The sequence below is a fragment of the Solirubrobacter soli DSM 22325 genome, from assembly GCF_000423665.1.
In the GTDB taxonomy this organism is placed as follows: Bacteria; Actinomycetota; Thermoleophilia; order Solirubrobacterales; family Solirubrobacteraceae; genus Solirubrobacter; species Solirubrobacter soli.
The window spans coordinates 599,715-624,809 of the sequence record NZ_KE384070.1 but is presented as its reverse complement, the minus strand read 5'-3'; the positions used below and the strand labels follow the sequence as shown (position 1 = coordinate 624,809).

Sequence of the window (25,095 nt, the reverse complement as noted above, 5' to 3'; positions counted from 1 at the left end):
GTCAGCGATTGCGCATGCGCCGGACGAGCATCTCCGGCGCCATGTCGCCCAGGGCCGGAAGCGCCGGCGCCGCCGGAAACCGATCCAGGAGCTGCTCCGGCTCGTCGGCGATGCTCAACAGGTCGGCGAATCCCAGCCTCGCGGCCTGGCGCGCCAGCGCCGGATAGAGGCCGGTCTCGTCGCAATAGTGGTGCGCGTCGAGGAACGCCATCGGGCTGCGACCGAACACGCGGTACGCGTTCTGGGCGGCATCCTGGAAGATCTCCTGCATCGTGCCCGCGCCGCCCGGCGCGAAGACGATGCCCGCCGTGGCCACCGCGAGCAGGCCGTCCTCGCGGATGCTGTTGGAGAAGTACTTGGCGATGTGCGACGCGAACTGGCTGATCGGCTCGCCCGTCGTCACCCACGACGGGATCGCCAAGCTCGTCCCGCCCGGCGCGAAGCGCTCCCGGATCCCGTCCGCGACGCCCATGTATCCGGCCGCGTCGCGCACCCATGGCGGAGCGGCCGCGAGCGCGTCCACGGCGTCATCGCGCTCCGTGTCCGAGGCATCGGCGAGGTAGGCGCCGAGGTTGGCGGCCTCCATGATCCCGAGCCCGCCGCCGGAGACGATCAGGTACCCGCGCCGGGTCAACGCGGCCGTCAGGCGAACGACGCGCCGGTAGTTGCCGTCGGCGGCCGTCGTCGTCGACCCGCCCATGATCCCGACCACCGGCCGGCCGGTCCGCATCAGGAACGCCGCCAGCGCGACATCGATGTAGTGATCGTGGACTCGTTGCGCCAGGCCCTCATCCATGTCGGGCGCGCGACCGCCGTGCGCCTTGACGTAGTCATAGATGCGGCCGTCGAGGGTCACGGAGTGGTCCGCGCCGGGGCGCCACCCTTGCATCAGGAAGTCCCGCGTGTACAAGCGATCCGGCCGGACCGCGTACGGCCGGTTCACGCCCCGCCTCTGACGGCCAGGGCGGGCGATCGCTCCAGCGCCGACTCGAGCTCGCGTCGCGACTTGATCCCCAGCTTCGCGAAGACCTTGCGCAGATGCCACTCGACGGTCCGCGCGCTCAGGAACAGCCGGCCGGCGATCTCGCGATTGGAATAGCCGTCGCGCGCGAGCTCGGCGATCTGGGTCTCCTGGGCGGTCAGATCGTCCAGCGTGTCCGGCGTCCGTTTGCGTACGGTCGCGCCCGTAGCCTCCAACTCCCGGCGTGTCCGCTCGGCGAACGCCCGCATGCCGATCGCGCTCAACATGCCGTACGCCAGCTCGAGGTGCTCACGCGCATCGACGCGCCGGCCGTCGCGGCGCAGCCATTCGCCGTACAGCAGGTGCGCGCGGGCCTGTTCCGGCACCACGCCGTCACGCCCCAGGCGGTCGATGGCCTCGCGATAGCCATCCTCGGGCTCCGCTGCGAGCAGCGCGCGCGACCGCGCCTCGATGCCCAGCGCCCATTCGGTCCCGGCGGCTTGCGTCCGCTCGCTGAGGCGTTCGAACGCGTCCGCCGCGGCCGCATCGGCGCCGCACCGGACGGCCGCCTCGATCAGCTCGGGCAACGACCAGGTCGAGGTGGCCGGCTCATCGTGCGCGACGGCGCTCTGCGCTTCTTCGAGCGCCGCGTCGTAGCGGCCGAGACCGTTGAACGCGAGCGCGCGGGCGTGTTCCCCGAACGTCACCGTCATGCTGTCGCCGCGAGTGGTCGCCCTCGGCACGACGGCGGCGCTCAGCGCCGCCAGCGCCTCCTCGTCACCCTGGAAGCCCGCGAGGGTGAAGCGCGCGAACCCGATCGGCTCCGTATGCGTCGCCTCGGCGATCGCGTCGGCCTCTTGGAGGAGGGTCTCCGCCCCGTCGAGATCGCCGGCGAAGACCCGCGGGAGTGACATCAGCTCGAGCGCATGCGGGAGCAGGCCCAGAGCGCCTCGCCGGCGCGCCAGCTCGACGCCAGGAGTAGCGAGCGCACGGCACGCCTCGAGGTCGAAGAGATCGAAGGCGATCCGCCGCGCGAACACCGGCCAGCGAACGCTTTGCGGGCCTTCCTCTCGCAGGGCGTCGACCGCGCGCTTGAGCAGTCCCGCACTGGCGGCATGACCGTCGGTGAAGCGGACCGCCAGGCCGGACACGAGCAGGTCGACGGCGCGCGGTGTGCCGTCCGGAGGCGGCGCGGCGCGGGCGGCCTCGGCACCCGAGCGCGTCATGTGCGGGGCGAATCGGCCGGCGACGCTCGCGGCCTGCAACACCTTCAGGTAGGTGTCGCGTGCGAGATCCGGGTTCACCGATTCCAGGAGGCGTGCCGCGTCGAGGAGGAATGGGAATGCCGCCGGGGCCTGCCGGAGGCCCATGGCGATCTCACCCTGCAGGCGCTTGGCGAGTGCGCTGTCGAGCGGATCGAGCGGGCCCGCGGTGGCGGCCACGACCAGCGCCGATGCGGCCTCAGGCGATCCGGCCAACTGCTTGGCCTCGGCGGCCGCCAGGGAGCGGCGCGCGCGCCGGCCCGGATCCGGCGAGAGCGCCGCCGCGCGCTCGAGGAAGGCCGCCGCCGCCGCGACGCCCCCACGGGCTTGTGCACGCTCGGCCGAACGCTCGAGCTCGGCCGCGACGTCCTCGTCGGCTCCCACGGTCGCCCGCGCCCGATGCCACGCGCGCCGGTCCGCGTCGCGCTCAGGGTCGGTGACTTCGGCCAGCGCGAAGTGGATGCGCTGGCGCTCCTCGTCCGTGGCCGAACCGTAGGCCGCGGAGCGCACCAGCGGGTGCGCGAAGGACACGCGCGCGCCGACGTTGACCAGCCCCGCGTCCACGGCCGCGCCGGACGCGGTCATGTCGACGCCGAGGTACCGCGCGGCGTGCTGCAGCAGCAGCGGATCGCCGAGCGGCTCCGCGGCGGCCGCCAGGACGAGCAGTTGCGTGTCGGCCGGGAGTGACTCGAGGCGCTTGGCGTAGCTCTGTTCGATCTTGCTCGCGACGGCATGCCGAGCGGGGAGCGCGAAGCCACCCGCGATGTCGGCGACGTTCCAGGTCCGCGGCAGCTCGAGCAGGGCGAGCGGGTTGCCGCGGCTCTCGGTGACGATCTGCTCGCACACCGCGGCGTCGAACGGGACGTTCAGGTTGCCCATCAGCAGCGCCCGGGCGTCGACCACGCCGAGTGCGCGCAGGCGCAGCTCCGGCAGCCCGACGAGGACCTCGGGATCGAACGGACTGCGCGCCGCGCAGACGAGCGCGAGCGGTTCCGCGAGCAGACGGCGGCCGACGAAGAGCAGGATCTGCGCCGAGGCGGTATCGAGCCAGTGGGCGTCGTCGATGACGCACAGGAGCGGTCGGCGCTCGGCGACCTCCGCCAGCAATGTCAGCGTGGCCAACGCGACCAGGAATCGATCCGGCGGTGGGCCGGTCTGCTGACCGAAGACCGTGCGCAGCGCGTTCTCTTGCGGGCCGGGCAACTGGTCGAGGTGATCGAGCATCGGCGCACAGAGCTGGTGCAACCCGCTGTACGCGAGCTCCATCTCGGACTCGATGCCGACCGCCGTGCACACGCGCCACCCTTCGGCGCGCCCGACGACGAAGTCCAGCAGCGCGCTCTTGCCCGCGCCGGCCTCTCCACGCAGTACGACGACGCGGCTTCGGCCTTCACGCGCCTCGGCCAGCGCGGCGTTCAGGAAGTCGCATTCCGCCTGCCGTCCCAGGAGCCTCACCGCCGGCCGGTCCACCGGCCGACATTACCGCTACGCCAGGTCGGCGATCCAGCGCAGTGCGCTCAGTGAGGGCAGGAAGAAGTACTCGCCGCCGCGCAGCGCGTTGAAGGTCTCGATCCCATGGATGCGCCGCCGGACCGGCGCCTGCGGGATCGTGAACGTCGCGCCGTCCTCCTGGAGGCCGACGTTCGGGTCACGCTCGGGGCCGAGGCTCATGAAGTTGCCGTTGTTGATCCACTCGCGCTGGAGGAACTCCAACGTGTCCATCGCCTTGGCGCTGAGGAAGATGAAGTACAGGCCGCGGCCGCGGTCGTCCTCATCGCTCAACGCGTCTGGATCGTAGGGCTTCCCGTAGCCCGTGCTGCGCCGGATGACGCGGTGGATGTTGACGTCGGCGAGCAGCGCCATCTCGGTGTCGCGCGGATTCATGCGCCGCATGTGCGAGCCGAGTGGCACCTGGTGGCCGTGGGGATCGGCGGCGTAGGTGAAGTCGTTGTTGCGTGATGGGTCCGCGCCGAGCACAGGATCGTCAGCCTCGGGCGCGAGCGTCAGCGGCGCCCCGCTGCGCCAGCGACCCACCAGCTTGGCCGCGAGCAGCTCACGCTCCTGATCGGTCCGCGCATGCTCGCGCAGGAAGCGGTTGAACGTGGCGACCCGCGACTCGTACTTGCGCAGCCCGACGTACGTGCCGTTGCGGCCCAACACGTCCGGCACCGGCGCGGGCAGCGGCACGCCGCTCTCCCCCGGGTAGCCGAGGATGAACTCGCCCGCCTTGATCGGCCGGCCTTGACCGGGCAGCGGCTCGACGCAGCTGCCCTCGATCGCGGGCTGACCGATCGAATCGCGGTAGCCGAGCGGGTTGAGATCGCCCGGCTGGGCCCCGAAGTCCTGCGTCGCGACAACGGTCAGGCCTGGCCGGCCCTCATAGTGCTGCCGGGCCGTCTCCAGCGTCTGGCGCCACGCCTCCTCGGAGTCGCTGAACACGCTGACACCGAGGTGGATCTCGCCGGACCCGAACGGTCGATGCCACTGCGCGGGGTCGTTGTCGCCGACGTCGAGCAGCTGCCCGGAACGGCCGGCCATGCCGACCCGGAACGCCTCGGGGAAGCTGTCCAACGACTCCGCCGGCAGGCCCAGAGCGACCAACCCGGGGTAGGTGATCGCGGCCGCGATCCACGGTTCGCCGGTCCGCCACCACTCGGCGGCGGAGTCGATGTGAGGAGCGAGGTTGCGCAGGAGCTCACGACCGGCTCGGGCATCGTCCACGCGGAGCATGACGTGCGTGCCGTAGTACGGCTCAGGCCGATAGCGCAGCACTGTGGCCTGGATGTCATCGAGCTCGAGCCGGTCGTTGGGTGCCATTGCGCTCAGTCCCCGATCTTGTCCAGGAACTCGTCGACGGCCTGGCCGATCTTCTTCAGGCGGCGCGTCTCGGCCACCGTCAGATCGTTGGCCACGTACCAGCCCTCGGCGGTGACCTGATGGGCGGCCAGGTAGTCCTTGGCCTCGGGGCTGCGGATCCCCGGCCAACCCTCCCAGGCCGAGTCGATGATGTCCAGGAAGTCCGGGATCTTGGTCGCGAAGTCGTCGATGTAGGCGTCCCAGTCCCCGTCGTACGCGGTGGCGAAGAGCATCCGCGTGTCGTCGTCGAGGAACACGAAGCGCATGTCGTGCACGCTTCCGACGTCGTCGGCGCCGGCGAGGTTGCCGCCGAACAGCTGCAGGAACGTCCGCAGCCGCCGGCCGCCACCCGGTGCGAGCGGGACGAGGATCGTGAGCTCGGACACCTTGCCGAGCCGGCTGCCGACGCGGCCGGCGCTCTCGATGGGCGGCGGCGGCGCGGTCGCGGCATCGGACCGCAGCTGCTCGATCACGTTCTCGAGCGCCACCTTGCCCACTTCGGGGGCGTCGGCGAAGAGCTCGCGCAACTGGGCGATCCTGGCTTCGACCGCCGAATGTTCGATGGTGGTCATTGTTGCTTCTCCTTTCGAGTTCACGCCGTTCTGAGGGCGCGGGTGAGCACCGGGCGCCCGAGCTTGCGAGCGACCGGGAGTGACAGCAGCGCGACGACGACGGCCGTCCAGGCGAGCAGCCTGAGCAGATCGGTGCCGACGTCCTGGCCGCCGAAGTAGAGGATGCTGCGCTCGGCGTTGACGGTCTCCGCTCCCAGCCAGAACTGGTTGAGGAAGCGCCAGAGGCCTCCGAGCATCGTGTCCGTGTAGGTCGCGCCGAGGCTCGGGATGTTCAGGAAGACGAAGATCGCGAGCGACACGAACAACGCGGGCGGCCCGAGGAGCACCTGCAGCAGGCGCGTGACGAGGCCGATGACGAAGGTGTAGAGCGCACCGACGCCGATGAACGCCAGGATCGTCCCGAACGAGCCGGTGTACGTGCCGTAGGCGAGGCCGCCGATCAGGTAGGCGATCGTCGGCACCAGGACGGCGACGCCCGCGATCATCGCGTAGCGGCGGCGAGGTTCGAGCGTCGGCGCGATCGTCGCGAGGACGGTGACGGCGAGGTAGCCGCCGATGGTCGAGATGATCATGAACATGAACACGCCGATCCCGATCGGGTCGCCGGGCGCGAGCGGGCGTACGTCGCGCACCGTGAGCCGGCCGCCCTGCGCGGTCGTGACCGAGCGCAGGAACTGTTCGGCCGCCGCCGCGGTCAGGCGCCCACCGGCGCTGGCGACGATCACCGTCGCCGGCCGGCGCGGGTCCGGGGACGGGACGAAGGCCGCCTTGAGCTCGCGTTCGCGCACGGCGCGCGCCGCTTCGGCGACGGTCGCCGCCGGGCGGATGACGAACGCCGGCGGGGCGGCCAGCGCGAGGCGGGCCTGCACCTGCGGCGGGGCGACCACGCCGATCGTGATGCCGTTCGGATGTGGCTTGTGGTAGGTGCCGATGATGCTCAGCGAGAACCCGATCACGAAGAAGAGCGGGACGAGCAGCGCGCCGAGCGCGAGCTTGGTCTGGATGCGTTGGGTGGTCATCTCGCACCTGCTTTCTCGAGTCGAGTGCGGGCGAACACCTGCTGTTCGGTGATCGTGCGCTGGCGCCGGCCGCGCCCGAGGAACGCGACGGCCCAGTCGGCCACCGCTGCCAAGCGGTTCTTGAACCCGGTCAGGAACGCGAGGTGGACGACGAGCCACAGCACCCAGCCGGCGAAGCCGGTGACGCCGAATGGGCCGATGCCGGCGACCGCGCGGAAGCGCGCGATCGTGGCCATGGTGCCGAGGTCGCGGTAGCGGAACGGCGCGGCCTCGCCTCCTCGCAGCCGGCGGGCGATCGTGCGCGCGGCGTGGCGGCCGCTCTGGATCGCGACCTCGGCCACACCGGGAAGGCCGTCGAGCGCCATCAGGTCGCCGACGACGAAGAGCTCGGGGTGCCCTGGCAGCGTGAGGTCCGGCTGGACCTCCACGCGGCCGGCGCGGTCGACGCCTGCGCCCGCCCGCTCGGCCAGCAGCTCGCCCAGCGGCGACGCCTGCACGCCGGCCGCCCAGATCTTCGTGCGGGCCTCGATGCGCTCGCCCGCGAGATCGACGCCGGTCTCGTCGACGCCGACGACCGGGCTGCCCAGGCGCAACTCGACCCCGAGGCGCTGGAGATCGCGCGCCGCGCGCTTGCGCAGCCGCTCCGGATAGCTCGGCAGCACGCTGTCGGCCGCGTCGAGCAGCACGATCCGCGCGTCGCGGGGATCGAAGCGGCGGAAGTTCGCGCCCAGCGCGCGCCGCGAGAGCTCGGCGATCTGGCCGGCCAGCTCGACGCCGGTCGGGCCGGCGCCGACGATCGCGAACGTCAGCCACGGCGCACGGGCGGCGGCGTCGGGCTCGAGCTCGGCGACCTCGAAGGCGCCGAGGATCCGCCCGCGCAGCTCGAGCGCGTCGTCGATCGTCTTCATGCCGGGCGCGTACTCGGCGTACTCGTCGTGGCCGAAGTACGACTGCGACGCCCCGGCGGCGACGATCAGGCTGTCGTAGGACAGCTCGATCGAACGCTCCGGCGTGTCGACCGTCAGCACCCGTTCGTCGACGTCCACGTCGACGACGTCGCCGAGCACCACGCGCGCGTTGCGCTGGTGGCGCAGCACGTCGCGGATCGGCGGTGCGATGTCGCCCTCGGACAGCACGCCCGTGGCGACCTGGTAGAGGAGCGCCTGGAACAGGTGATGGTTGGTGCGATCGACCACCACCACCTCGACCGGCGCCCGGCGCAGGGCCTTCGCGGCGAACAACCCCGCGAACCCTGCGCCGACGATGACGACGCGGTGCATGACTACGCCGCCGTCCTTGCGAGCTCGGCGGCGTGGCCGGCGCGCATCATCTCGATGTACTGCTGGTAGTCGCGGCCCTTGACCGCGAACTTGTCGAGCACCCACGGATGCGTGTTGATCAGGAAGCGCTCCTCCGCGAGCCCGTCCATGACGATGTCGGCGAGCTTGTCGGTGGTGATCGCGTCCCGGCCCTCGGGGGTGTCGAACTTGCCGGCCAGGATCGGCGTGCGCACGGCCGCGGGCACGAGCACGCTGACGCCGATGCCCTGGTCCTCATACATCGAGGCCAGCCATTCCGTGAAGCCGATGGCCGCGTGCTTGGTGACCGTGTAGGAGACCGTGTCGTAGATCACCAGCAGGCCCGCCGCCGAGGCGACGTTGAGCAGGTATCCGCTGCCCTGCTCGAGCATGTGCGGGATCGCGTACTTGGCCGCGTAGATCTCGGACATGAGGTTGACGCCGATGATCTTCTGCCACTGCTCGGTGGTCGTCTCGATCCCGCCGTCGATGGCGATGCCGGCGTTGGAGACGAACAGGTCGATGCGCCCGAAGCGCTCGATCGTGGACTCGACGAGGTGCTTGATGTCCTCCTCGCGGCCGACATCGGCGGCCACGGGGTAGGCACCGATCGAGGCGGCCGCGCGCTCGGTGGCGTCCTGGCGGAGGTCGGAGAGCACGACCTGCGCACCCTCCTGGGCGAAGCGGGTCGACAGCGCGAGGCCGATGCCGCTGGCGCCGCCGGTCACGACGGCGACCTTGTCCTTGACGTTCATGGGTGTTCCCTTCGTCGGAGATGCTTGGTGTCGACAAGGTCGTCTCCGGCGCCACTGGTCGCACCCGTGCAGGCACCGGTCTCGGCACGGGCGGCACCCAGGGGTGGTGCGAGGGAACGGTTCGCGCGATGATGTGCGGGCCGATGAGCGTGTTGGGTCCAGGAGCACGGTCGCTGGTCGGGCGCAGCAGGGAGAGCAGGCTGCTCGCCGAGCTGCTCGACGCCGTGCGCGCGGGCGAGAGCCGCACGCTCGTGATCACCGGCGAGCCAGGGGTCGGCAAGACCGCGCTGCTCGAGTCGGCGGCCGAAGCCGCGCCCGACGTTCGCCTTCAACGCGCCGTGGGCGTGGAATCCGAGATGGAGCTCGCTTTCGCGGGGCTCCATCAGCTGTGCGCGCCGCTCCTCGAGCGGCTCGCGCGGCTGCCGGCGCCGCAAGAGGGGGCGCTGGCGGTCGCGCTCGGCCTGCGCGCCGGCCCGCCACCGGATCGCTTCCTGCTGGGGCTGGCCGTCCTCAGCCTCCTGTCCGAGGTGGCGGCGGATCGGCCGCTGCTCTGTGTCGTCGACGACGCGCAGTGGATCGATCGTGCGTCGATGCAGACCCTGGCCTTCGTCGCCAGGCGTGTGTCGGCCGAGTCGGTCGGGATCGTGTTCGCCATGCGATCGCCCAGCGAGGAGCTGGCCCGGCTGCCGACCATGCAGCTCGGCGGCCTGGACGAGCCGGCCGCGCAAGAGCTCCTGCGGTCGGTGATCACCAGCCCGCTCGACGAGCGGCTACGCGATCGCGTGATCGCCGAGACCCACGGGAACCCGCTCGCGCTGCTGGAGCTGCCGCGCGGGTTGAGCGCGGTGGAGCTCGCGGGTGGCTTCGGGTTGCTCGAGGCGCAGCCGTTGACGGGCCGGATCGAGGCGAGCTTCCTGCGTCGCGTATCCGACGACACGCGGCGGCTGTTGCTGGTCGCGGCGGCGGAGCCGATCGGGGATCCGCTGCTGTTCCTGCGGGCCTGCAGGCGCCTGGGGATCTCGGTCGCGGCGGCGGACCTCCAACCGGACGGATTGCTCGCGGTGGGCGAGCGCGTGGCCTTCCGGCACCCGCTCGTACGCTCTGCCGTCTACGGCTCGGCGACGGCGGAGGACCGCCGGGCGGTCCATCTCGCCCTGGCGGAGGAGACGGACGCCGACGCCGATCCGGATCGTCGTGCCTGGCATCTGGCGGCGGCGGCCGCGGGACCGGACGAGCGGGTCGCGCTGGCGCTCGAGCGCTCGGCCGACCGGGCGCAGGCGCGCGGCGGGGTCGCCGCGTCCGCGGCTTTCCTGCGGCGCGCCGTGGCACTCACGCAGGACCCGACGCTGCGCGTGACGCGAGCGTTGGCGGCAGCGCAGATGGGCCTGTACGCCGGCGCGTTCGACTCCGCGTCGCAGCTGCTCGATGCCACGCAGGCGCCCGAGCCGCTCCAGCGCGCGCGGATGGACCTTCTGCGCGCCGAGATCGCGTTCGCGTCCCGCCACGGCAGCGAGGCCCCGGCCCTGCTGCTGGACGCGGTGCAGCGCATCGAGGTCATGGACGCGCGGCTCGCTCGCGCGCACTACCTCGAGGCGCTCTCGTCCGCGATGTTCGCCGCCCGCCTCGCGGCCCCGGGCGGAGACGTGCGCGCGGTCGCGCGGGTCGTGCAGGCCGGGCTGCCGCCGGCGGCTTCGCGCGGCGCCGAGGACATCCTGCTCGACGGCTGGGCGGCGCTGTTCGCCGACGGTTGTGCCGCAGCCACACCGACGCTCCAGGAGACATTGCGGCGGTTCACCGACAGCCCGGTCACGCCGGAGCAGTTGCACCTGTTGTGGCTGGTGACGATCACGGCGCCCGTGGTCTGGGACGACGACCGCTGGGACACGCTCTCGCGCGTGCACGTCGAGCTGGCTCGCGGCACCGGCGCGCTGTCCGAGCTGCCGCTCGCGCTGCACTCGCGCAGCTTCGTTCACCTGTTCCGCGGCGAGCTCGCGGCGGCCGGCGCCCTGATCGAGGAGGCGCGCGTGGCGATCGAGGTCACCGGCGCGGGCCTGACGCCCTGGGGCGCTCTGGCACTCGCCGCGCTGCGCGGGCGCAAGCAGGACGCGGCTACCGTGCTCGATCCCGCGGCCGCGGACGCGACCCGGCGCGGGGAAGGCATCAGCCTGACGGTCGTCGCCTGGGCCCGCGCGTTGCTCTACAACGGGCTCGGTGACTACGGCAACGCGTTCGCCGCCGCGCAGGAGGCGATCGACTGCCCCACCAACAGCGCCGCCGCCGCCTGGGGCATGGCCGAGCTCGTCGAGGCGGCGGTGCGGGTCGGCGAGCACGGCGCGGCGGCCGAGGCCGGCCAGCGGTTCGCGACGATCGCGCAGGCCGCCGGGTCGGATTGGGCGCTCGGTGTCAGCGCGCGGTTGCGCGCCCAGGTGAGCGCCGGCGACCAGGCCGAGGATCGTTACCAGGAGGCGCTCGATCGTCTCGGGCGCGGCCGGATGCGGGTCGACCTCGCGCGCACGCGCCTGCTCTACGGCGAGTGGCTGCGGCGGGAGAACCGGCGCGTGGATGCGCGCGTCCAGTTGCGGGTGGCCCATGACGAGTTCGGCGCGATCGGCCTGGAGGCGTTCACCGAGCGGGCCCGCCGCGAGCTGCTGGCCACCGGCGAGACCGTCCGCAAGCGCAGCGCCGACACCCGCGACGACCTCACGCCGCACGAACGGCAGATCGCCGAGCTCGCGCGCGACGGCCTCTCGAACGCCGAGATCGGCGCGCGGCTGTTCATCAGCCGCCGCACCGTCGAGTGGCATCTGCGGCACGTGTTCGCGAAGCTCGAGATCCGCTCGCGGCGGGAGCTGGCGGGGGCGCTGGGCCGCTCCGGCTCCGAGCTGGCCGCGGTCTGACCCGCGTCGGGACCCGTGGGTGCACTGGTGCGACCCGTGTCGCACCGTGCGAACGTCGCGCCATGGCCACTCCAACGCTTCACACACCAGCATCCACATCCCCGATCAAGCTGCCCCAGCTCCCGACCCGCGAGCTCGGCCTCGTGAACCTCCCCGCCTTCCCGATCGACACGGCGGGGATGCTGAACACGCTGTTCAAGCTCAGCATCCGCTTCAAGCAGCGCGAGCAGGCCCTCCAGGGGCTCTCGAAGACGTACACCATCGGCGGCAAGACCGCCCGCGCCCGCGAGTTCCTGTTCGGCCATGAAGCGCTGGACGCCAAGGACGCGGCGCAGATCGAGCACCTGCGCGGGCTGCTGAAGGGCAACACGCTCGAGATCGTCCCGGCGATCGTCGACGCGATCACCTCCCAGACCGAGAGCAAGGCGACGCCGGGCGGGGAGCTGACCACGCTCCCGCTCGACGACGCGCGCCAGGGGACGATCTCCTGGACCACGTTCCCGGACGTGCAAGCGCTGGGCGCCCAGCACGTCGACGAGTGGGCGGCGACCATCGACGTGACCCAGCCCGAGAAGGCCACGGAGGCGTTCTGGCCGATGATCGCCGGGTACGGGCGCTCCTACAACCTGCTCCTGCCCGAGAAGGTGCGCGACACCGGGCGCTGGCGCGAGCTCTTCGGCGACGCCTGGTCGTCAGGGCTCGACGCGGCAGCGGACGCCGAGACGCTGTACGTGATCGACCTGCGCGTCTTCGAGACGCTCGAGTCGCAGGAGGTCGCCGGCGTCACCCGCTTCACGCCGAGCACCGTCGTCATGATGGTCCAGGACCCGGCGACCAAGGCGATGACGCCCGAGTCGATCCGCGTCGCCGGCGGCGGCAACGAACCCACGGTCTTCAGCCGCTCGAGTGCGTCCGCTTCCGCCTGGGTCTACGCGCTGCAGGCGGCGAAGGTCTCCGTCACCGTCTTCGGGATCTGGCTCGGCCACGTCTACCAGTGGCATCTCGTGACCGCGGCGATGCTGATGACGATGTTCGAGAACCTGTCGCCGAAGCACCCGGTCTACCGGCTGCTCGAGCCGCAGTCGAGCTACGTCATCCCGTTCGACGACCTCCTGCTGCTCGGCTGGGACGCCCTGCCCGGCATTCCGCCGACGTCGATCGCGACCGCCCCGCAGCTCCTCCAGCTCTTCGACCGATACGCCGCCGGACGCGAGTTCTTCGACGACGATCCGACCGACACGCTGACCCGCTTCGGCCTCTCCGAGGCGGACTTCAGCGTCGACGCGCCCTGGGACCAGTTCCCGATCGCCCGCGACCTCCTCGAGATCTGGGAGGCGACCGGCCGCTACGTGGACACATACGTCGAGCACGCCTACGCGACCGACGACGACGTGGCGAGCGACCACGAGGTCCGGCGGTGGATCGCCGCGTCGGGTCCCGACGGAGACGGCAACATCTCCGGCCTGCCGGAGCTGGACTCCAAGGACGCGCTCAAGCGCGTCCTGCACAGCCTCATCTACCGCATCGTCGCGCACGGCGGCTCACGCCTGTATGGGAGCGCCAACCCGGCACTCACGTTCGTCGCGAACTTCCCGCCCGTGCTGCAGGACGCGACCATCCCGAAGCCGGACGCCGTGTTCGACAACGCGACCCTGCTCGGCTACCTTCCGAACACCGGCAGCATCGGCGCGATGGTCTACTTCTACTTCACGTTCTGGGCGTCGCCCCCGTACGTGCCATTCGTGCCCATCAGCGGCGTGGAGGACGACCTCTTCTTCGACGACGAGGTCTCGAACGGGGCGCTGATCGAGCTGCGCCGGTTCATCGCCTCCTTCATCGAGCGGGTCGAACCGGACACGCCGCAGATCTGGCAGTGGGAACGCAACATCGAGCTGTGAGGAGCGCGGACCGATGACATCCGACTTCGTGCGCTACGCACCCGAGATCGAGACGATCGACCCGGAACTCGACGACCTGCTGCCGCGGATCATCGCGTTCTGGGAGAAGCTGGTGAGCGCATCGCCTCAGAGCGAGGGCACCGGCCGAGCCGTGCGCGGTGCGCACGCCAAGACGCTCGGCGCGGTGAAGGCCGAGGTCGAGTTCCTGCCCGGCGTGCCGGAGCCCTACGCCCAGGGCATCTACGGCACGCCGGGCCGTCATGACGCCTTGATCCGCTTCTCCAGCGCCTCCAACCATCTGGGTCCCGACGCGCACCTCGGACCGGTCCTCGGCTTCGCGATGAAGCTGTTCGACATCGACGGGCCCAAGCTCGTCGACGACGAGCCGGACAGCACCACGTTCGACCTCGTGCTCAAGAACAACCCGACCTTCGTCGCGAACACGGCCAGGCACTATCTGGTGCTCCAGGAGGTCGGCAACGAGAGCGGCAAGTACCTTGCGCGCGGCAGGGCCGGCTTCCACGAGCTCCTGACGGACCTGCTCACCGGCAAGGGCACGTTCGAGCAGTCGGACTGGGCGTGGGACGAGGTCTTCGCCTTCGCGAAGGCCGCGCAGCTGCCGGTGCGCAACCCGCTGCTGAGCACGTACTGGTCGATGGGCGCGGTCCGCCACGGCGACTATGTCGCCAAGGTCCGGGTCGCGCCCGTCGCGGAGAGCGCCGCGCAAGCGCTCCACCCCGAGGTCGACGTCACCGCCGGACCGGACGTGTTCGGGCCCGTGCTCGCCGACGAGCTTCGAGCACGCGCCTTCGACTTCGACCTCCAGGTCCAGCTGTCCACCGACCTCGAGGCGATGCCCGTCAACGTGCTCACCGTGGAATGGCCTGAGACGTTGTCCCCCTTCGTCACCGTCGGCCGCGTGCATCTCCCGCAGCAGGACATCACGCGGCCCGAGAACGTGGAGCGGGCCGACGCGCTCGCCTTCAACCAGTGGCGGGTCACGGACGCGCACCGGCCGCTTGGCGAGATGATGCAGGTGCGTCGCATCTACAGCGCCTCGGCCAGGATCCGCCGCGAGCTCAACCACCAGCCGCAGCGCGAACCCGCCGGCGCGGACGAGGTGCTGGCGTAGGAACCCGGATACGCTCGAGCGGTGCCCGCCGACACGTTTCGCGCGCAGGCGCCGCTCATCGGCCGTCAGCAGGAGCAGCAGCTGCTGGTGTCGCTGCTGGATGAGGTCGCCATCCGCGGGCAGGCGCTGGTGCTCCGAGGCGAGCCGGGGATCGGCAAGTCCGCGCTGCTGGCCGAGGCGACGCGGGCGGCGCACGTCCGGGACATCAGCGTGCTGAGCACCGCCGGAGTGCAGTCGGAGGCGCATCTGCCGTTCGCCGGCCTGCACCAGCTGCTGCGTCCCGTGCGCGGGCGGGTCGTGGAGCTGCCGGCGGTCCAGCGCGCCGCGCTCGATGCCGCGTTCGGTCTGACCGATCAGGAGGCGCCAGAGCACTTCCGGATCGCCATGGCGGTGCTCGATCTGCTCTCCGAGGTCGCGCCGGTGCTGGCGGTCGTCGACGACGCGCAATGGCTCGACCGGCCGACGCTGGACGTGCTCGCCTTCGTCGCGCGGCGGATCGAGGCCGATCCGATCGTCGTGGTGGCGGCGACGCGCGACGGATACGACGCGGTGCTGGCCGACGTCGGGTTGTCCGAGCATCGTCTCGCCGGACTCGACGAGGCGGCGGCCAACGCGTTGCTGGACGCGAGCGCGCCCGGGCTCTCGCTCGTCCTGCGCGCCCAGGTGCTGCGCGAGGCCGCGGGCAACCCGCTCGCGCTGCTCGAGCTCCCGGCGACCGCGCACGGGAACGAGGACGGTGGCGGCACGCCCTTGACCAAACGGCTCGAGCGTGCGTTCGCCGGTCGCGTGGCGGATCTGCCCGCGCCGGCGCGCCGCGCGCTGCTCGTGGCCGCGCTCAACGACGGCGATGGCCTGGACGAGATCCTCCGGGCGGCGGACGTGGAGGTCGACGCGCTCACGCCGGCCGTCGACGCCGACGTGGTCAGCGTCGATCTACACGCGCTGCGATTCCGGCACCCGCTGATCCGCTCCGCCGTGGCGCAGAGCGCGAGCCTGGCGGAGCGGATCGCGGTCCACCAAGCGCTGGCGGTCGTGCTGGACGAGCAGCCCGACCGCCGCGCCTGGCATCGTGCGGCTCTGCTCACGGGCGAGCACGAGGACGTCGCGCTCGAGCTCGAGGCGGCCGGGGACCGGGCGCGCCGTCGCGGTGCGCTGGCCGTCGCGGTCACGGCGATCGGCCGCGCCGCCCAGCTGGGCGAGTCCGCCGGGCGCAGCCGGCGACTGCTCACCGCGGCGGCGTTGGCCGTCGAGCTCGGGCGCCGTGACATCGTCGAGCGGCTGCTGGGCGAGGTCAACCAGCTGGCGCTCGGAGAGCTCGAGCGCGCCCGCGCGGTCTGGGTCGAGGAGACCGCGTTCACGCGCCCGCTCGGGGACATCGAACGGTTCACGTCGCTGATCGCCGCCGCCGAGCGGGCGGGCGAGGAGGGCGATCACGACCTGCACGTCGATCTGCTGTGGCTGGTCGCCTCGCGCGCCTGGTGGGCCGACCCGGGACCCGAGGCGAGACGACTCCTGATCGCGGCCGCGCGGCGGCTGGGCGATGCCACGGCCGAGGACCCGCGCGTGTTCGCGGTTCACGCCTACGCCGATCCCACCGGTCACGCGGCCGGGGTGCTGGCGCGCCTGAGGTGCGCGGCGGGACCGGACCGGCTGGATGCCGACGCCGCGCGCTTCTACGGGCCGGCCGCGCTGGTGGCGGGTGCGTTCGACCTCGGCGACGACTTCCTGGCCGCGGCGGTCGGCGAATCGCGCACGCAAGGGCGGCTCGGGCACCTTCCGCGGCTGCTCGTGTTGCACGCGAGCATGGCTGCCCGGCTCGGGGACTGGGACGTGGCGATCACGGCCGGAGAGGAAGCGCGGCGGCTCGCCGAGGAGATCGGCGAACCGCAGTGGGCGGCGGCGGCCGACACGGCCCTCTCCATGGTCGCCGCCATGCGCGGCGACCAGCAGAAGGCACAACGTCTGTCGGTCCAGGCGGAGCTGGTGGCGGAGCCGGTGGGCGCGAACATCACGGTCGCATTCGCACAGTTCGGCAAGGTGCTGGCCGCTCTGGCCGACGGTCGTCACGCGGATGCGTACGCCTGCGCCGAGCGGCTGTTCGCGGTCGGCGACTCGGCCTATCACCCCGTGATCTCGTCCTGGCTCATCGCGGACCTGGCTGAAGCGGCGTTGCACATCGATCGCCACGATGCCGCTCGGCGGCGTGTGGCGGAGGTCGAGGCGCGTGCCGGCCGCAAGCCCGGGACCTGGATCGCGCTCGTCCTCGGGCACGCCCGGGCGCTCGTGGCCGAACCGGCCGAGGCCGGCGAGCGCTTCGAAGCGGTCCTCGCGAGCGACCTGAGCCGCTGGCCGTACCAGCGCGCGCGGATCGAGCTGGCCTACGGGCAGTGGTTGCGGCGCCGGCGCCGGGTCGGCGACTCGCGCGCGGTCCTGCGCTCCGCGCGCGACACGTTCGACGCGCTCGGCTGTGCGCCATGGAGCGAGCAGGCGCGCCAGGAGCTGCGCGCCTCCGGGGAGCGCAGCCGCCGGCGGGTCCCCGAAGCGCGCGACGAGCTGACGGCACAGGAACTGCAGATCGCGCAGCTGGCGGCGGAAGGCCTGTCCAACCGTGAGATCGGGCAACGCCTCTATCTCTCGCACCGCACCGTGAGCACGCACCTGTACCGCGTGTTCCCGAAGCTCGGGATCACCTCGCGGGCCGAGCTCGGCGCCGCGCTCACGCCGCCACGACGTACGTAAGCGCCGCCGAGAAGCGTCGTCACCTGACGCATGCGACAGACGCCCTCCCCCACCAAGGTGGGAGCCGGCCAAGCCAACAACGAGGAGGTCATCCATGACCGATGTGCGCAACGTCGTGCTCGTCCACGGCGGATTCGTCGACGGGTCCGGCTGGCGGAGCGTCTACGACCTGCTGACGGCCGACGGGTTCAACGTGAGCGTCGTGCAGAACCAGACGCTCTCCCTGGAGAGCGACGTCGAGACCACCCACAACGCGCTCGACCAACAGGACGGTCCGGCGATCCTCGTCGGCCACTCCTACGGCGGCGCCGTGATCACCGAAGCCGGACGCCACGAGCGCGTCGCCGGCCTCGTCTACATCGCGGCCTTCGCGCCGGACGCCGCGGAGTCGGTGAACACCTTGATCGCCGGCTTCCCCCAGGACGGTCCGCAGCCGCCGATCCTGCCTCCCGTCGACGGGTTCCTGTTCCTCGACCGTCAGAAGTTCGCGGGCTCGTTCGCGGCGGACCTGCCGGCGCACGACGCCGCCTTCATGGCCGACTCACAGGTTCCGTGGGGCGTCGAGGCGCTCACCGGCGCGATCACCGAGCCGGCGTGGCGCGACAAGCCGAGCTGGTACCTGATCGCCCGTGACGATCGGATGATCCCGCCGCCGGCGCAGCGGACGATGTCCGCCCGCATCGGCGCGACGGTCGACGAGGCGGCCGGCAGCCATTCGATCTACGTCTCGCAGCCGCAGGTCACCGCCGACGCGATCAAGCGCGCCGCCCGCCTCGAGGTCGCGGCGACGGTGTAAAGCGCCACGAGGAGAATGGCCCGCGTTCTCGCGGGCCATTCTGTGTGCGATGGCGCTAGCGGACTGACCGGAACGCGGCGCGGAGCTCCTCCGAGAAGAGCTGCGGCTCCTGCCAGGCCGCGAAGTGGTCGCCGCGGTCGAGCACGTTGTAGTGGATGAGGTTGGGGTAGGCGCGCTCCGTCCAGCTCCGCGGCGCCTGGTAGAGCTCGCGCGGGAAGACGCTCACCGCGACCGGCACGGTCGAGACGCCCTTGGCGTCGAAGAACCCGAACGCGTTCTCGTGGTACAGGCGCGCCGACGAGATGCCCGTGTTCGTGAACCACGTGAGCGTGATGTTGTCCAGCACCTCGTCCCGCGTGAGGTTGCCGACGGGCGCCCCATCGACGAACGCGCGGGTGATGTCGTCGTAGCTGCGAGCGTCATGGTCGATCATCCACGCGGCCAGCCCGGCGGGCGAGTCGGCGATGCCGTAGAGCGTCTGCGGACGCAGCAGCATCTGGATCGCGTAGCCGATGCCCTTGGTGTAGACGTCGCTGACGTCGTCATAGCACCGTTGCTCCTCGGCGGAGAGCCCCGCCGGCGCGGGAGCGACGTTGACCGGCGCGAACCGCGAGGCGATCTCCGGCGGGAGGATGCCCGGCATGTTGGAGTGGATGGCGAGCAGCTCCGGCGGCGACTGCGCGCCCATCAGGTCAACGATCACCGCGCCCCAGTCGCCGCCTTGCGCCACGAAACGCGTGTAGCCGAGGCGCTTCATCAGCTCGAGCGAGGCCCGGGCGACCCGGTCGGGACCCCACCCCTTCGCCGTCGGCTTGCCGGAGTATCCGTAACCGGGGATCGACGGGATCACGACGTCGAACGCGTCCTCCACGCGGCCTTGGTGGGCCGTCGGATCGGTGAGCGGGCCGACCACGTTCAGCATCTCCACGACCGACCCGGGCCAGCCGTGGATGAGGATCATCGGCAGCGCGTCGGCGTGACGCGACTTGACGTGGATGAAGTGGATGTCGAGATCGTCGATCTCGGTCAGGAACTGCGGAAGCGCGTTCAGCCGCGTCTCGACCGACCGCAGGTCGTACTCGGTGCCCCAGTAGCGCATGAGCGCCCGCATCGTCGCGAGCTGCACGCCCTGCGAAGCGTCCGCGACCGTCTCCTTCTCGGGAAAGCGCGTCGCCCGGATACGTGCGCGCAGATCCTCCACCTCGGCTTCGGGGGTCTCGATCGTGAACGGCCGGATTGCCGTGGCGTCCACCTGCGACGCGGTCGTAACAGCCATGCTCGCCCTCCTCGGGTTGCTGAACCGTGCGACGACAACGCTGGTCGACGCGCGGCGAGATGGCGCCCGTGAAACCCTGGTATTCGGCCCCGGGGGTTCGTCCCCGTGTCTCGCGATCACGGGGTGCGGATCCCCGTGGATCGTTCCGTCCGAGGCAGCTCTTGACGGGACCTGATCCCGAGCTTGGTGAACACGTTGTGCAGATGCCACTCCACGGTGCGCGAGCTCAAGAACAGGCGCGAACCGATCTCGGAATTCGAGAGCCCGTCGCCGGCCAGGCTCGCGATCTGACGCTCCTGCGCGGTCAGATCGTCGCGGGTCGCGACGGTTCGCTCGCGCACCCTCTCGCCGGTCGCATGACGCTCGCCACGGGCGCGCTCAGCGAACCCCGCCATGCCGATCGCCGCGAACTGGTCGTGAGCGGCGCGGAGCTGCCGGCGGGCGTCCCGCCGGCGATTCTCGCGTCGCAGCCACTCGCCGTACAGCAGGTGCGCCCGGGCAAGCTCAGGCCGCAGCTGAGTGCGGCCCAGCCGATCGATCGCCTCTCGATACGAGGCATCGGCCGCCGGGCCGTCGGTCAGCAGCGCTCGACAGCGAGCCTCGATGCCGAGCGCGAAGTCGGTGCCGCACGGTTGCGTCGTCTCCATGAGCCGTGCGAGCGCGTCGCGCGCGAGCTCACGATCGTTCCCTCGTGCGGCCGCCTCGACGAGTTCTGGCAGTGCCCACTTCGAGACCCATGGCTCGAACCTGTACGAGGTCGCCTGCGACGCAGCCGACGCTGCCTCGCTGTAGCGGCCGAGACCGTTGTACAGGACGGCGGCCGCCCAATGCGCCCAGGCCGCCGCCAAGCCTTGACCTTCGCTTGTGGCCCGGTCGATCGCGCTCGCTATCGATGCCTGAGCCTCGGCTTCGCGGCCCTGCAATGCCCGCAGCCTCAGCAGCGTGTAGGGCGCGATCGGACTGCCGGTCGCCGCTGCCACGCCCTCGCTCTCTGCGATCAGCGAGGCAGCGCCTCCGAAGTCGCCGACCCACACCTTCGCCAGTCCCGACGCAGCGAGGTGGATCGGCAGCTCGGAGAGCGCGCCAGCATCCCGAACGAGCTTGACGTGTCGCGCGGAGAGCAGACGTGTGGCTTCCTCGTCCCAGATCGCGTCGCTCGCGGCTGTCGCCGCCCACCCCCAGCGCAGGACGTCGCCCACGGGGATGCGGCTGAGCAACCGCACCGCATGCTGCAAGGTCGGTGCGGCGGCGGCATGGCCGTCGGTGGTCAACAGAGCGAGGCCGTCCAACAGCAGGGCGAGGGGACGAGCAGCCCCGCTCGGCGGGGGGAGTTCCCGGACCGCGCGACAGGTCTCCATGAGCACGCCGCCGGCGGCGGGACCGGCGAACGCCGCGGCGCCCCAGGCCGTCAGGTAGGTCTCGCGGGCGAGATCGAGGTCGAGCGCCTCAAGTCGCCTCGCTGCCCCCAGGAGCAACGCGGGAGCATCGCGGCCAAGCCCCGAGGCGAACGCCACGTGGCCGCGCCGTAGGTCCACCTGCGCACGCTGCAGGGCGTCGAGCGGGCCGTCCTCCGCCGTCGCCAAGAGTTCCAGCGCCGTGTCGAATGCGCCGCCCTGAAAGCTCGCGTGAGCCGCAGCCAGCGCTCTCGCCGCGCGTTGCGCCGGGTCCTGCGTGAGCGCGGCCGCGCGCTGCAGGAACGCGGCGGCGGCGGCCAGGCCTCCACGGCCCTGCGCTTGGGCGGCGGACCGCTCCAGCTCCACCGCCACCTCTTCGTCGGGGCCCATCGCCGCAGCGGCGAGATGCCACGCTCGACGGTCGGGATCGACGTCTCGATCGGTGGCCTCGGCCAGCGCCAGGTGAACCACCCGTCGTTCATGCGCCGTCGCCGTTCGGTAGACCGCCGACCGGACCAGTGGATGTCGGAAGGTCACCCGTTCGCCGATCGTCAGCAATCCCTCGATCTCCGTGTCGACGAGCGAACTCGGTATGCCAAGTCGATCGCATGCCCGCAACAGCAGCAACGAGTCTCCAAGCGGTTCCGCCGCGGCCAGCAGCAACAACCGCCGCGCGTCGCCCGACAGCGTCTCCAGCCGGCGCACGAAGCTCTCCTGTATCCGTCCCGTCAGCGCCTGCGCCTCGGGCAACCCGAAGCCGCCCGCGAGTTGTACGGCCGTCAACCCTCGCGGCAGCTCGAGCAACGCCAGCGGATTCCCACGCGTCTCGTCCACGATCCGGTCGCGAACGCGCTCATCCAACTTGAAGCGGACCGCCGTGCTCAGAAGCGCACGCGCCTCGAACCGGCTGACACCTCGCACCTCGAGCTCCGGTAGCTGCCGCAACAGCTCTCCCGGGTCGCGCGCCGCGAACACGATCCCGACCGGATCCGCCAACAGACGACGAGCCACGAAGGCCAGTGTCACCGCCGAGGCCTGATCAAGCCATTGCGCGTCATCGACGACGCACAGCAGAGGACGGCGTTCGCCGGCCAGCGAGAGCAGGCTCAGTACGCTCAACGCCACGAGAAACCGATCCGGCGCCAGGCCCGCGCGCACGCCGAACACGATCTCGAGCGCTTCACGCTGAGGAACGGGGAGACGCGGGAGCCGATCGAGCAGCGGAGCCGACAATTGATGCAGGCCGGCGTAAGCCAACTCCATCTCGGACTCCACCCCGACCGCGCGGACGACCGTTTCGTCCGCCGCCGCGTCGACCACGTACTCGAGCAGCGCCGTCTTACCGACGCCGGCCTCGCCGCGCAACACCAATGACCGGCTGTCGCCGCGGCGGATGTCCCGGAGGAGCGCGTCGAGCCGCGCGCATTCTTCGGCGCGCCCGCGAAGCTCAGACATCCGCGAGCTCTCGCCGAGAGCGAAGCCCGAGCTTGGTGAAGACGTTGCGCAGGTGCCATTCCACAGTGCGCGGGCTGACGAAGAGTTGCGTACCGATCTCCGCATTGGACAAGCCCTCGCCGGCGAGCCGCGCGATCTGCCGCTCCTGCGATGTGAGCGGGTCTTGGGTCCCGGCCGCCCGCTGCCGTACGTTCTCGCCCGTCGCCAGGAGCGCCGCGCGCGCACGCTCTGCGAACGCTTCCATCCCGATCGAGACGAGCTGGTCGTACGCCGCATGGAGGTGCTTCCGGGCCTCGGGCCGGCGACCCCTACGGTGCAGCCACTCGCCATAGAGCAGATGCGAGCGCGCGAGCTCGGGGCGGAGCTCGGTGCGACGCACCAGTTCGATCGCGTCGCGATAGAGCGCGTCAGGCTCGTCCCCATCGCTCAGCAAAGCGCGACAGCGAGCCTCGACACCGCGCGCCCAGGCCGTCGCGCTGGGCCGTGTCGTCGCGGCCAAGCGGTCGAACGCGTCGCGTGCGAGTTCGAGGTCACCCGTGTGTGCAGTCGCCTCCACGAGTTCCGGCAGCGCCCACATCGCTGCCCACGGGTCGAACGAGCTCGCCGACGCCTGCCTCGCGGCCGACGCCGCTTGCTCGTAGCGGGCGAGCCCGTTGTAGAGCACCGCTGCCGACCAGTGAGCCCAACTGGCCGCCATCCCCGGCCCGCCTGCCGCCGCCTGCTCGACGTCGCTCGCGATCGCGGCCAGAGCCTCGGATTCCCTGCCCTGCAGGGCAAGGAGTCTCGTCGCCGCATTGTTCGGGAGCCGGCTTGAGGTCGCCGACAGCACGTCATCGGCCTCCGCCACGAGCGAGGCGGCGTGTGCGAAATCTCCTGCCCACGCGCTTCCCATCGCCAGCGAGAAGAGGTGGAGCGGGAGCTGGGCGAGCGCACCGGCGTCGCGGACGAGCGCGACCAGGCGTGCCGAGATCCTTCGATACCCCTCGTCGTCCCACACGGCTGCGCTCGGGCCGGTGGCGGCCCAGCCCCACCGCAGCACGTCCTCGACGGAGATCTCGGCCAGCGCGCGTGCGGCGTCCTGCAACGTCGGCGTCGCAGCGGGGTGTCCCTCCAGCGCGAGCAGGGCGAGCCCATCCAGCAGCAGGTCGAGCGGACGGGGCGCGCCCTGATGGACCGGAAGCGTTCGAACCGCCCGCCAGATCTCCAGGACGACATCGCTCTGCCCGCCGACACTCGCAGCCACCGATGCCGTCAGATGGGTCTCGCGGGCGAGGTCCAAGTCGAACGGCGCGAGCTGCCTGGCCGCGGTCAGCAGCAGTCGGGGAGCCTCTTCGAGACGACCGGCGGCGAGGGCGATCTCGCCGCGCACGAGTTCCACCCGGGCGCGCTGCGACGCGTCGAGCATCGCCGCCTCAGCCGTGACCAGCAGCCCGAGCGCGGCGTCGTACGAGCCGGCCTGACGACTGGCGTCGGCCGCGGCCAGCGCGCGCTCCGTCCGCCGCTCCGGGTCGTGGGTGAGCGCCACCGCGCGCTGCAGGAAGACCGCCGCTGCGGTGAGACCTCCGCGTGCCTGCGCCCGGGCGGCCGCGGACTCGAGCGCCGAAGCGATGGTTTCGTCAGGTCCCGCTGCGGCGGCAGCCAGATGCCAGGTCCGGCGGTCCGGATCGATGGTCGGATCGGTCGCCTCCGCCAGGGCCAGGTGAGCCGCTCGTCGTTCCGCCGCCGCGGCGGATCGGTACACCGCGGAACGCACCAGTGGATGACGGAAGCTGACGCGCTCGCCGATCGTCAGTAGGCCGTCGGATTCGGCGTCGACCGCCGAGGCCGTGATCCCGAGTCGCGCGGCCGCCCGCTCGAGCAAGCGAGGGTCGCCTACCGGCTCGGCCGCCGCGAGCAAGACCAGACGCCGTGCTTGGTCGGACAACGTCCCGAGCCGCCGCACGAAGCTCTCCTCGATCCTCCGACTCAGCCCGTGATCGCCCGACGGCGCGGAGCCGCCTGCCAGCTGCAGCGTCGTCAGACCTCGTGGAAGTTCGAGGAGCGCCAGCGGATTGCCGGCCGCCTCGGCGAGGAACCGATCCCGGATTCGGTCCTCCACCGTGAACCGCGCGCCGGCGCCCAGCAGTGCGCCGGCGTCCGCCTTGCTCAGACCCATCACCTCGAGCTGTGGGAGCTGCCGCAGCTCCTCGCCGGGTTCACGCGAGGCGAACACCATCGCGACCGACTCCGCGCGCAGGCGCCGGGCGACGAACGCCAGCGTGAGCGCGGAGGCTCGGTCAAGCCACTGTGCGTCGTCGGCGACGCAGAGCAACGGGCGGTCCTCGGCCGCGTAGGACAGCAGTGTCAGTAGTGCCAGGCCGACCAACAGCCGGTCCGGTGGAGGGCCGGCGCTCAAGCCGAAGACGACGCTGAGCGCGTCCCGCTGTGGTGTGGGCAGGCGGTCCAACTGGTCGAGCAACGACCCGCACACCTGGTGCAGACCGGCGAACGCGAGCTCCATCTCAGACTCGACGCCGACGGCTCGGACGACCGTCACATCCGCCGCCGACTCGACCAAGCACTCCAAAAGCGCCGTTTTCCCGATCCCGGCCTCGCCCCGCAGTACCAATGAGCGACTTTCGCCCGCGCGGATCGCCGACAGAACGCCGTCGAGAAGCACAAGCTCGTTCGCCCGCCCGCGCAGGCCTGCACGCCGACCCAGTCCGGGAGCGCGGTTACTCATCGGCAATGACGCATCCTACGTGCCGCGTTCGGGGCGTTGCGGTAACGTCGGCGATCGGGACGC

At 71.5% G+C, this 25,095-nt stretch carries 15 protein-coding genes; 5 read left to right on the top strand and 10 right to left on the bottom strand.

All coding sequences use genetic code 11. The features are described 5' to 3' along the window. Position 1: 1 nt before the first annotated feature. The 7 genes from G569_RS54375 to G569_RS54360 are packed head-to-tail and all read right to left on the bottom strand — an operon-like array spanning position 2 to position 8,723. The gene (locus G569_RS54375; RefSeq protein ID WP_053227474.1) at positions 2-943 is read right to left on the bottom strand and encodes an LOG family protein; all 942 of its coding nucleotides are present in this window, start codon (positions 941-943) and stop codon (positions 2-4) included. After that, positions 940-3,678: an AAA family ATPase gene (locus tag G569_RS54370; RefSeq protein WP_084286093.1), complete on the bottom strand. Its 2,739-nt coding sequence runs from the start codon at positions 3,676-3,678 to the stop codon at positions 940-942. The genes G569_RS54375 and G569_RS54370 overlap by 4 nt, the downstream gene beginning before the upstream one ends. 30 nt (positions 3,679-3,708) lie before the next feature. Further along, positions 3,709-5,040, bottom strand: a complete 1,332-nt coding sequence (locus G569_RS0135730) for a Dyp-type peroxidase (RefSeq protein WP_037501265.1) — start codon at positions 5,038-5,040, stop codon at positions 3,709-3,711. Between the two features lie 5 nt (positions 5,041-5,045). Beyond that, complete coding sequence (locus G569_RS0135725; protein ID WP_028066989.1) at positions 5,046-5,651, bottom strand: hypothetical protein; 606 nt, start codon at positions 5,649-5,651, stop codon at positions 5,046-5,048. A gap of 20 nt (positions 5,652-5,671) precedes the next feature. Then, a complete protein-coding gene (locus tag G569_RS0135720; RefSeq protein WP_028066965.1) occupies positions 5,672-6,670 on the bottom strand; it encodes a hypothetical protein in 999 nt (332 codons plus the stop codon). Beyond that, complete coding sequence (locus tag G569_RS54365; protein WP_037501262.1) at positions 6,667-7,950, bottom strand: NAD(P)/FAD-dependent oxidoreductase; 1,284 nt, start codon at positions 7,948-7,950, stop codon at positions 6,667-6,669. The genes G569_RS0135720 and G569_RS54365 overlap by 4 nt, the downstream gene beginning before the upstream one ends. Positions 7,951-7,952: 2 nt before the next feature. Continuing rightward, on the bottom strand, positions 7,953-8,723 hold the full coding sequence (locus tag G569_RS54360; RefSeq protein ID WP_053227473.1) for an SDR family oxidoreductase: 771 nt from the start codon (positions 8,721-8,723) through the stop codon (positions 7,953-7,955). A gap of 20 nt (positions 8,724-8,743) precedes the next feature. On the opposite strand from G569_RS54360, the gene G569_RS0135705 reads away from it, so the two are divergent. The 5 genes from G569_RS0135705 (at position 8,744) to G569_RS0135685 (ending at position 18,185) form a co-directional block, all read left to right on the top strand. Next, entirely contained in the window at positions 8,744-11,620 is a 2,877-nt protein-coding gene (locus G569_RS0135705) for an ATP-binding protein (protein ID WP_211233181.1), read from the top strand. Positions 11,621-11,682: 62 nt separating this feature from the next. Then, positions 11,683-13,518: a lipoxygenase family protein gene (locus G569_RS0135700; protein WP_084286070.1), complete on the top strand. Its 1,836-nt coding sequence runs from the start codon at positions 11,683-11,685 to the stop codon at positions 13,516-13,518. 13 nt (positions 13,519-13,531) lie between these two features. Further along, positions 13,532-14,650: a catalase family protein gene (locus G569_RS0135695; RefSeq protein ID WP_028066962.1), complete on the top strand. Its 1,119-nt coding sequence runs from the start codon at positions 13,532-13,534 to the stop codon at positions 14,648-14,650. Positions 14,651-14,671: 21 nt separating this feature from the next. Continuing rightward, a complete protein-coding gene (locus G569_RS0135690; protein ID WP_028066961.1) occupies positions 14,672-17,389 on the top strand; it encodes an ATP-binding protein in 2,718 nt (905 codons plus the stop codon). A 94-nt stretch (positions 17,390-17,483) separates the two neighbouring features. Next, complete coding sequence (locus G569_RS0135685; RefSeq protein WP_028066960.1) at positions 17,484-18,185, top strand: alpha/beta fold hydrolase; 702 nt, start codon at positions 17,484-17,486, stop codon at positions 18,183-18,185. 55 nt (positions 18,186-18,240) lie between these two features. Here G569_RS0135685 and G569_RS0135680 read toward each other — a convergent pair whose 3' ends face one another. The 3 genes from G569_RS0135680 to G569_RS0135670 form a co-directional block, all read right to left on the bottom strand. Then, positions 18,241-19,461, bottom strand: coding sequence for an epoxide hydrolase family protein (locus G569_RS0135680; RefSeq protein WP_084286069.1), 1,221 nt, complete (start codon positions 19,459-19,461; stop codon positions 18,241-18,243). A 116-nt stretch (positions 19,462-19,577) separates the two neighbouring features. Continuing rightward, positions 19,578-22,310 carry a helix-turn-helix transcriptional regulator gene (locus G569_RS54355; RefSeq protein WP_053227471.1) on the bottom strand — a complete coding sequence of 911 codons (2,733 nt, stop codon included), beginning with the start codon at positions 22,308-22,310 and terminating at the stop codon, positions 19,578-19,580. Further along, entirely contained in the window at positions 22,303-25,032 is a 2,730-nt protein-coding gene (locus tag G569_RS0135670) for a helix-turn-helix transcriptional regulator (protein WP_053227470.1), read from the bottom strand. Before G569_RS0135670 ends, G569_RS54355 begins: the two co-directional genes overlap by 8 nt. Between the last annotated feature and the right edge of the window lie 63 nt (positions 25,033-25,095).

What these genes read in the sequence shown, in the direction of transcription:
- G569_RS0135730 (WP_037501265.1), bottom strand. Translation starts at nt 5,040, where the DNA reads ATGGCACCCAACGACCGGCTCGAGCTCGATGACATCCAGGCCACAGTG.
- G569_RS0135725 (WP_028066989.1), bottom strand. Translation starts at nt 5,651, where the DNA reads ATGACCACCATCGAACATTCGGCGGTCGAAGCCAGGATCGCCCAGTTG.
- G569_RS0135720 (WP_028066965.1), bottom strand. Translation starts at nt 6,670, where the DNA reads ATGACCACCCAACGCATCCAGACCAAGCTCGCGCTCGGCGCGCTGCTC.
- G569_RS54365 (WP_037501262.1), bottom strand. Translation starts at nt 7,950, where the DNA reads ATGCACCGCGTCGTCATCGTCGGCGCAGGGTTCGCGGGGTTGTTCGCC.
- G569_RS54360 (WP_053227473.1), bottom strand. Translation starts at nt 8,723, where the DNA reads ATGAACGTCAAGGACAAGGTCGCCGTCGTGACCGGCGGCGCCAGCGGC.
- G569_RS0135705 (WP_211233181.1), top strand. Translation starts at nt 8,744, where the DNA reads ATGCTTGGTGTCGACAAGGTCGTCTCCGGCGCCACTGGTCGCACCCGT.
- G569_RS0135700 (WP_084286070.1), top strand. Translation starts at nt 11,683, where the DNA reads ATGGCCACTCCAACGCTTCACACACCAGCATCCACATCCCCGATCAAG.
- G569_RS0135695 (WP_028066962.1), top strand. Translation starts at nt 13,532, where the DNA reads ATGACATCCGACTTCGTGCGCTACGCACCCGAGATCGAGACGATCGAC.
- G569_RS0135685 (WP_028066960.1), top strand. Translation starts at nt 17,484, where the DNA reads ATGACCGATGTGCGCAACGTCGTGCTCGTCCACGGCGGATTCGTCGAC.
- G569_RS0135680 (WP_084286069.1), bottom strand. Translation starts at nt 19,461, where the DNA reads ATGGCTGTTACGACCGCGTCGCAGGTGGACGCCACGGCAATCCGGCCG.
- G569_RS54355 (WP_053227471.1), bottom strand. Translation starts at nt 22,310, where the DNA reads ATGTCTGAGCTTCGCGGGCGCGCCGAAGAATGCGCGCGGCTCGACGCG.
- G569_RS0135670 (WP_053227470.1), bottom strand. Translation starts at nt 25,032, where the DNA reads ATGAGTAACCGCGCTCCCGGACTGGGTCGGCGTGCAGGCCTGCGCGGG.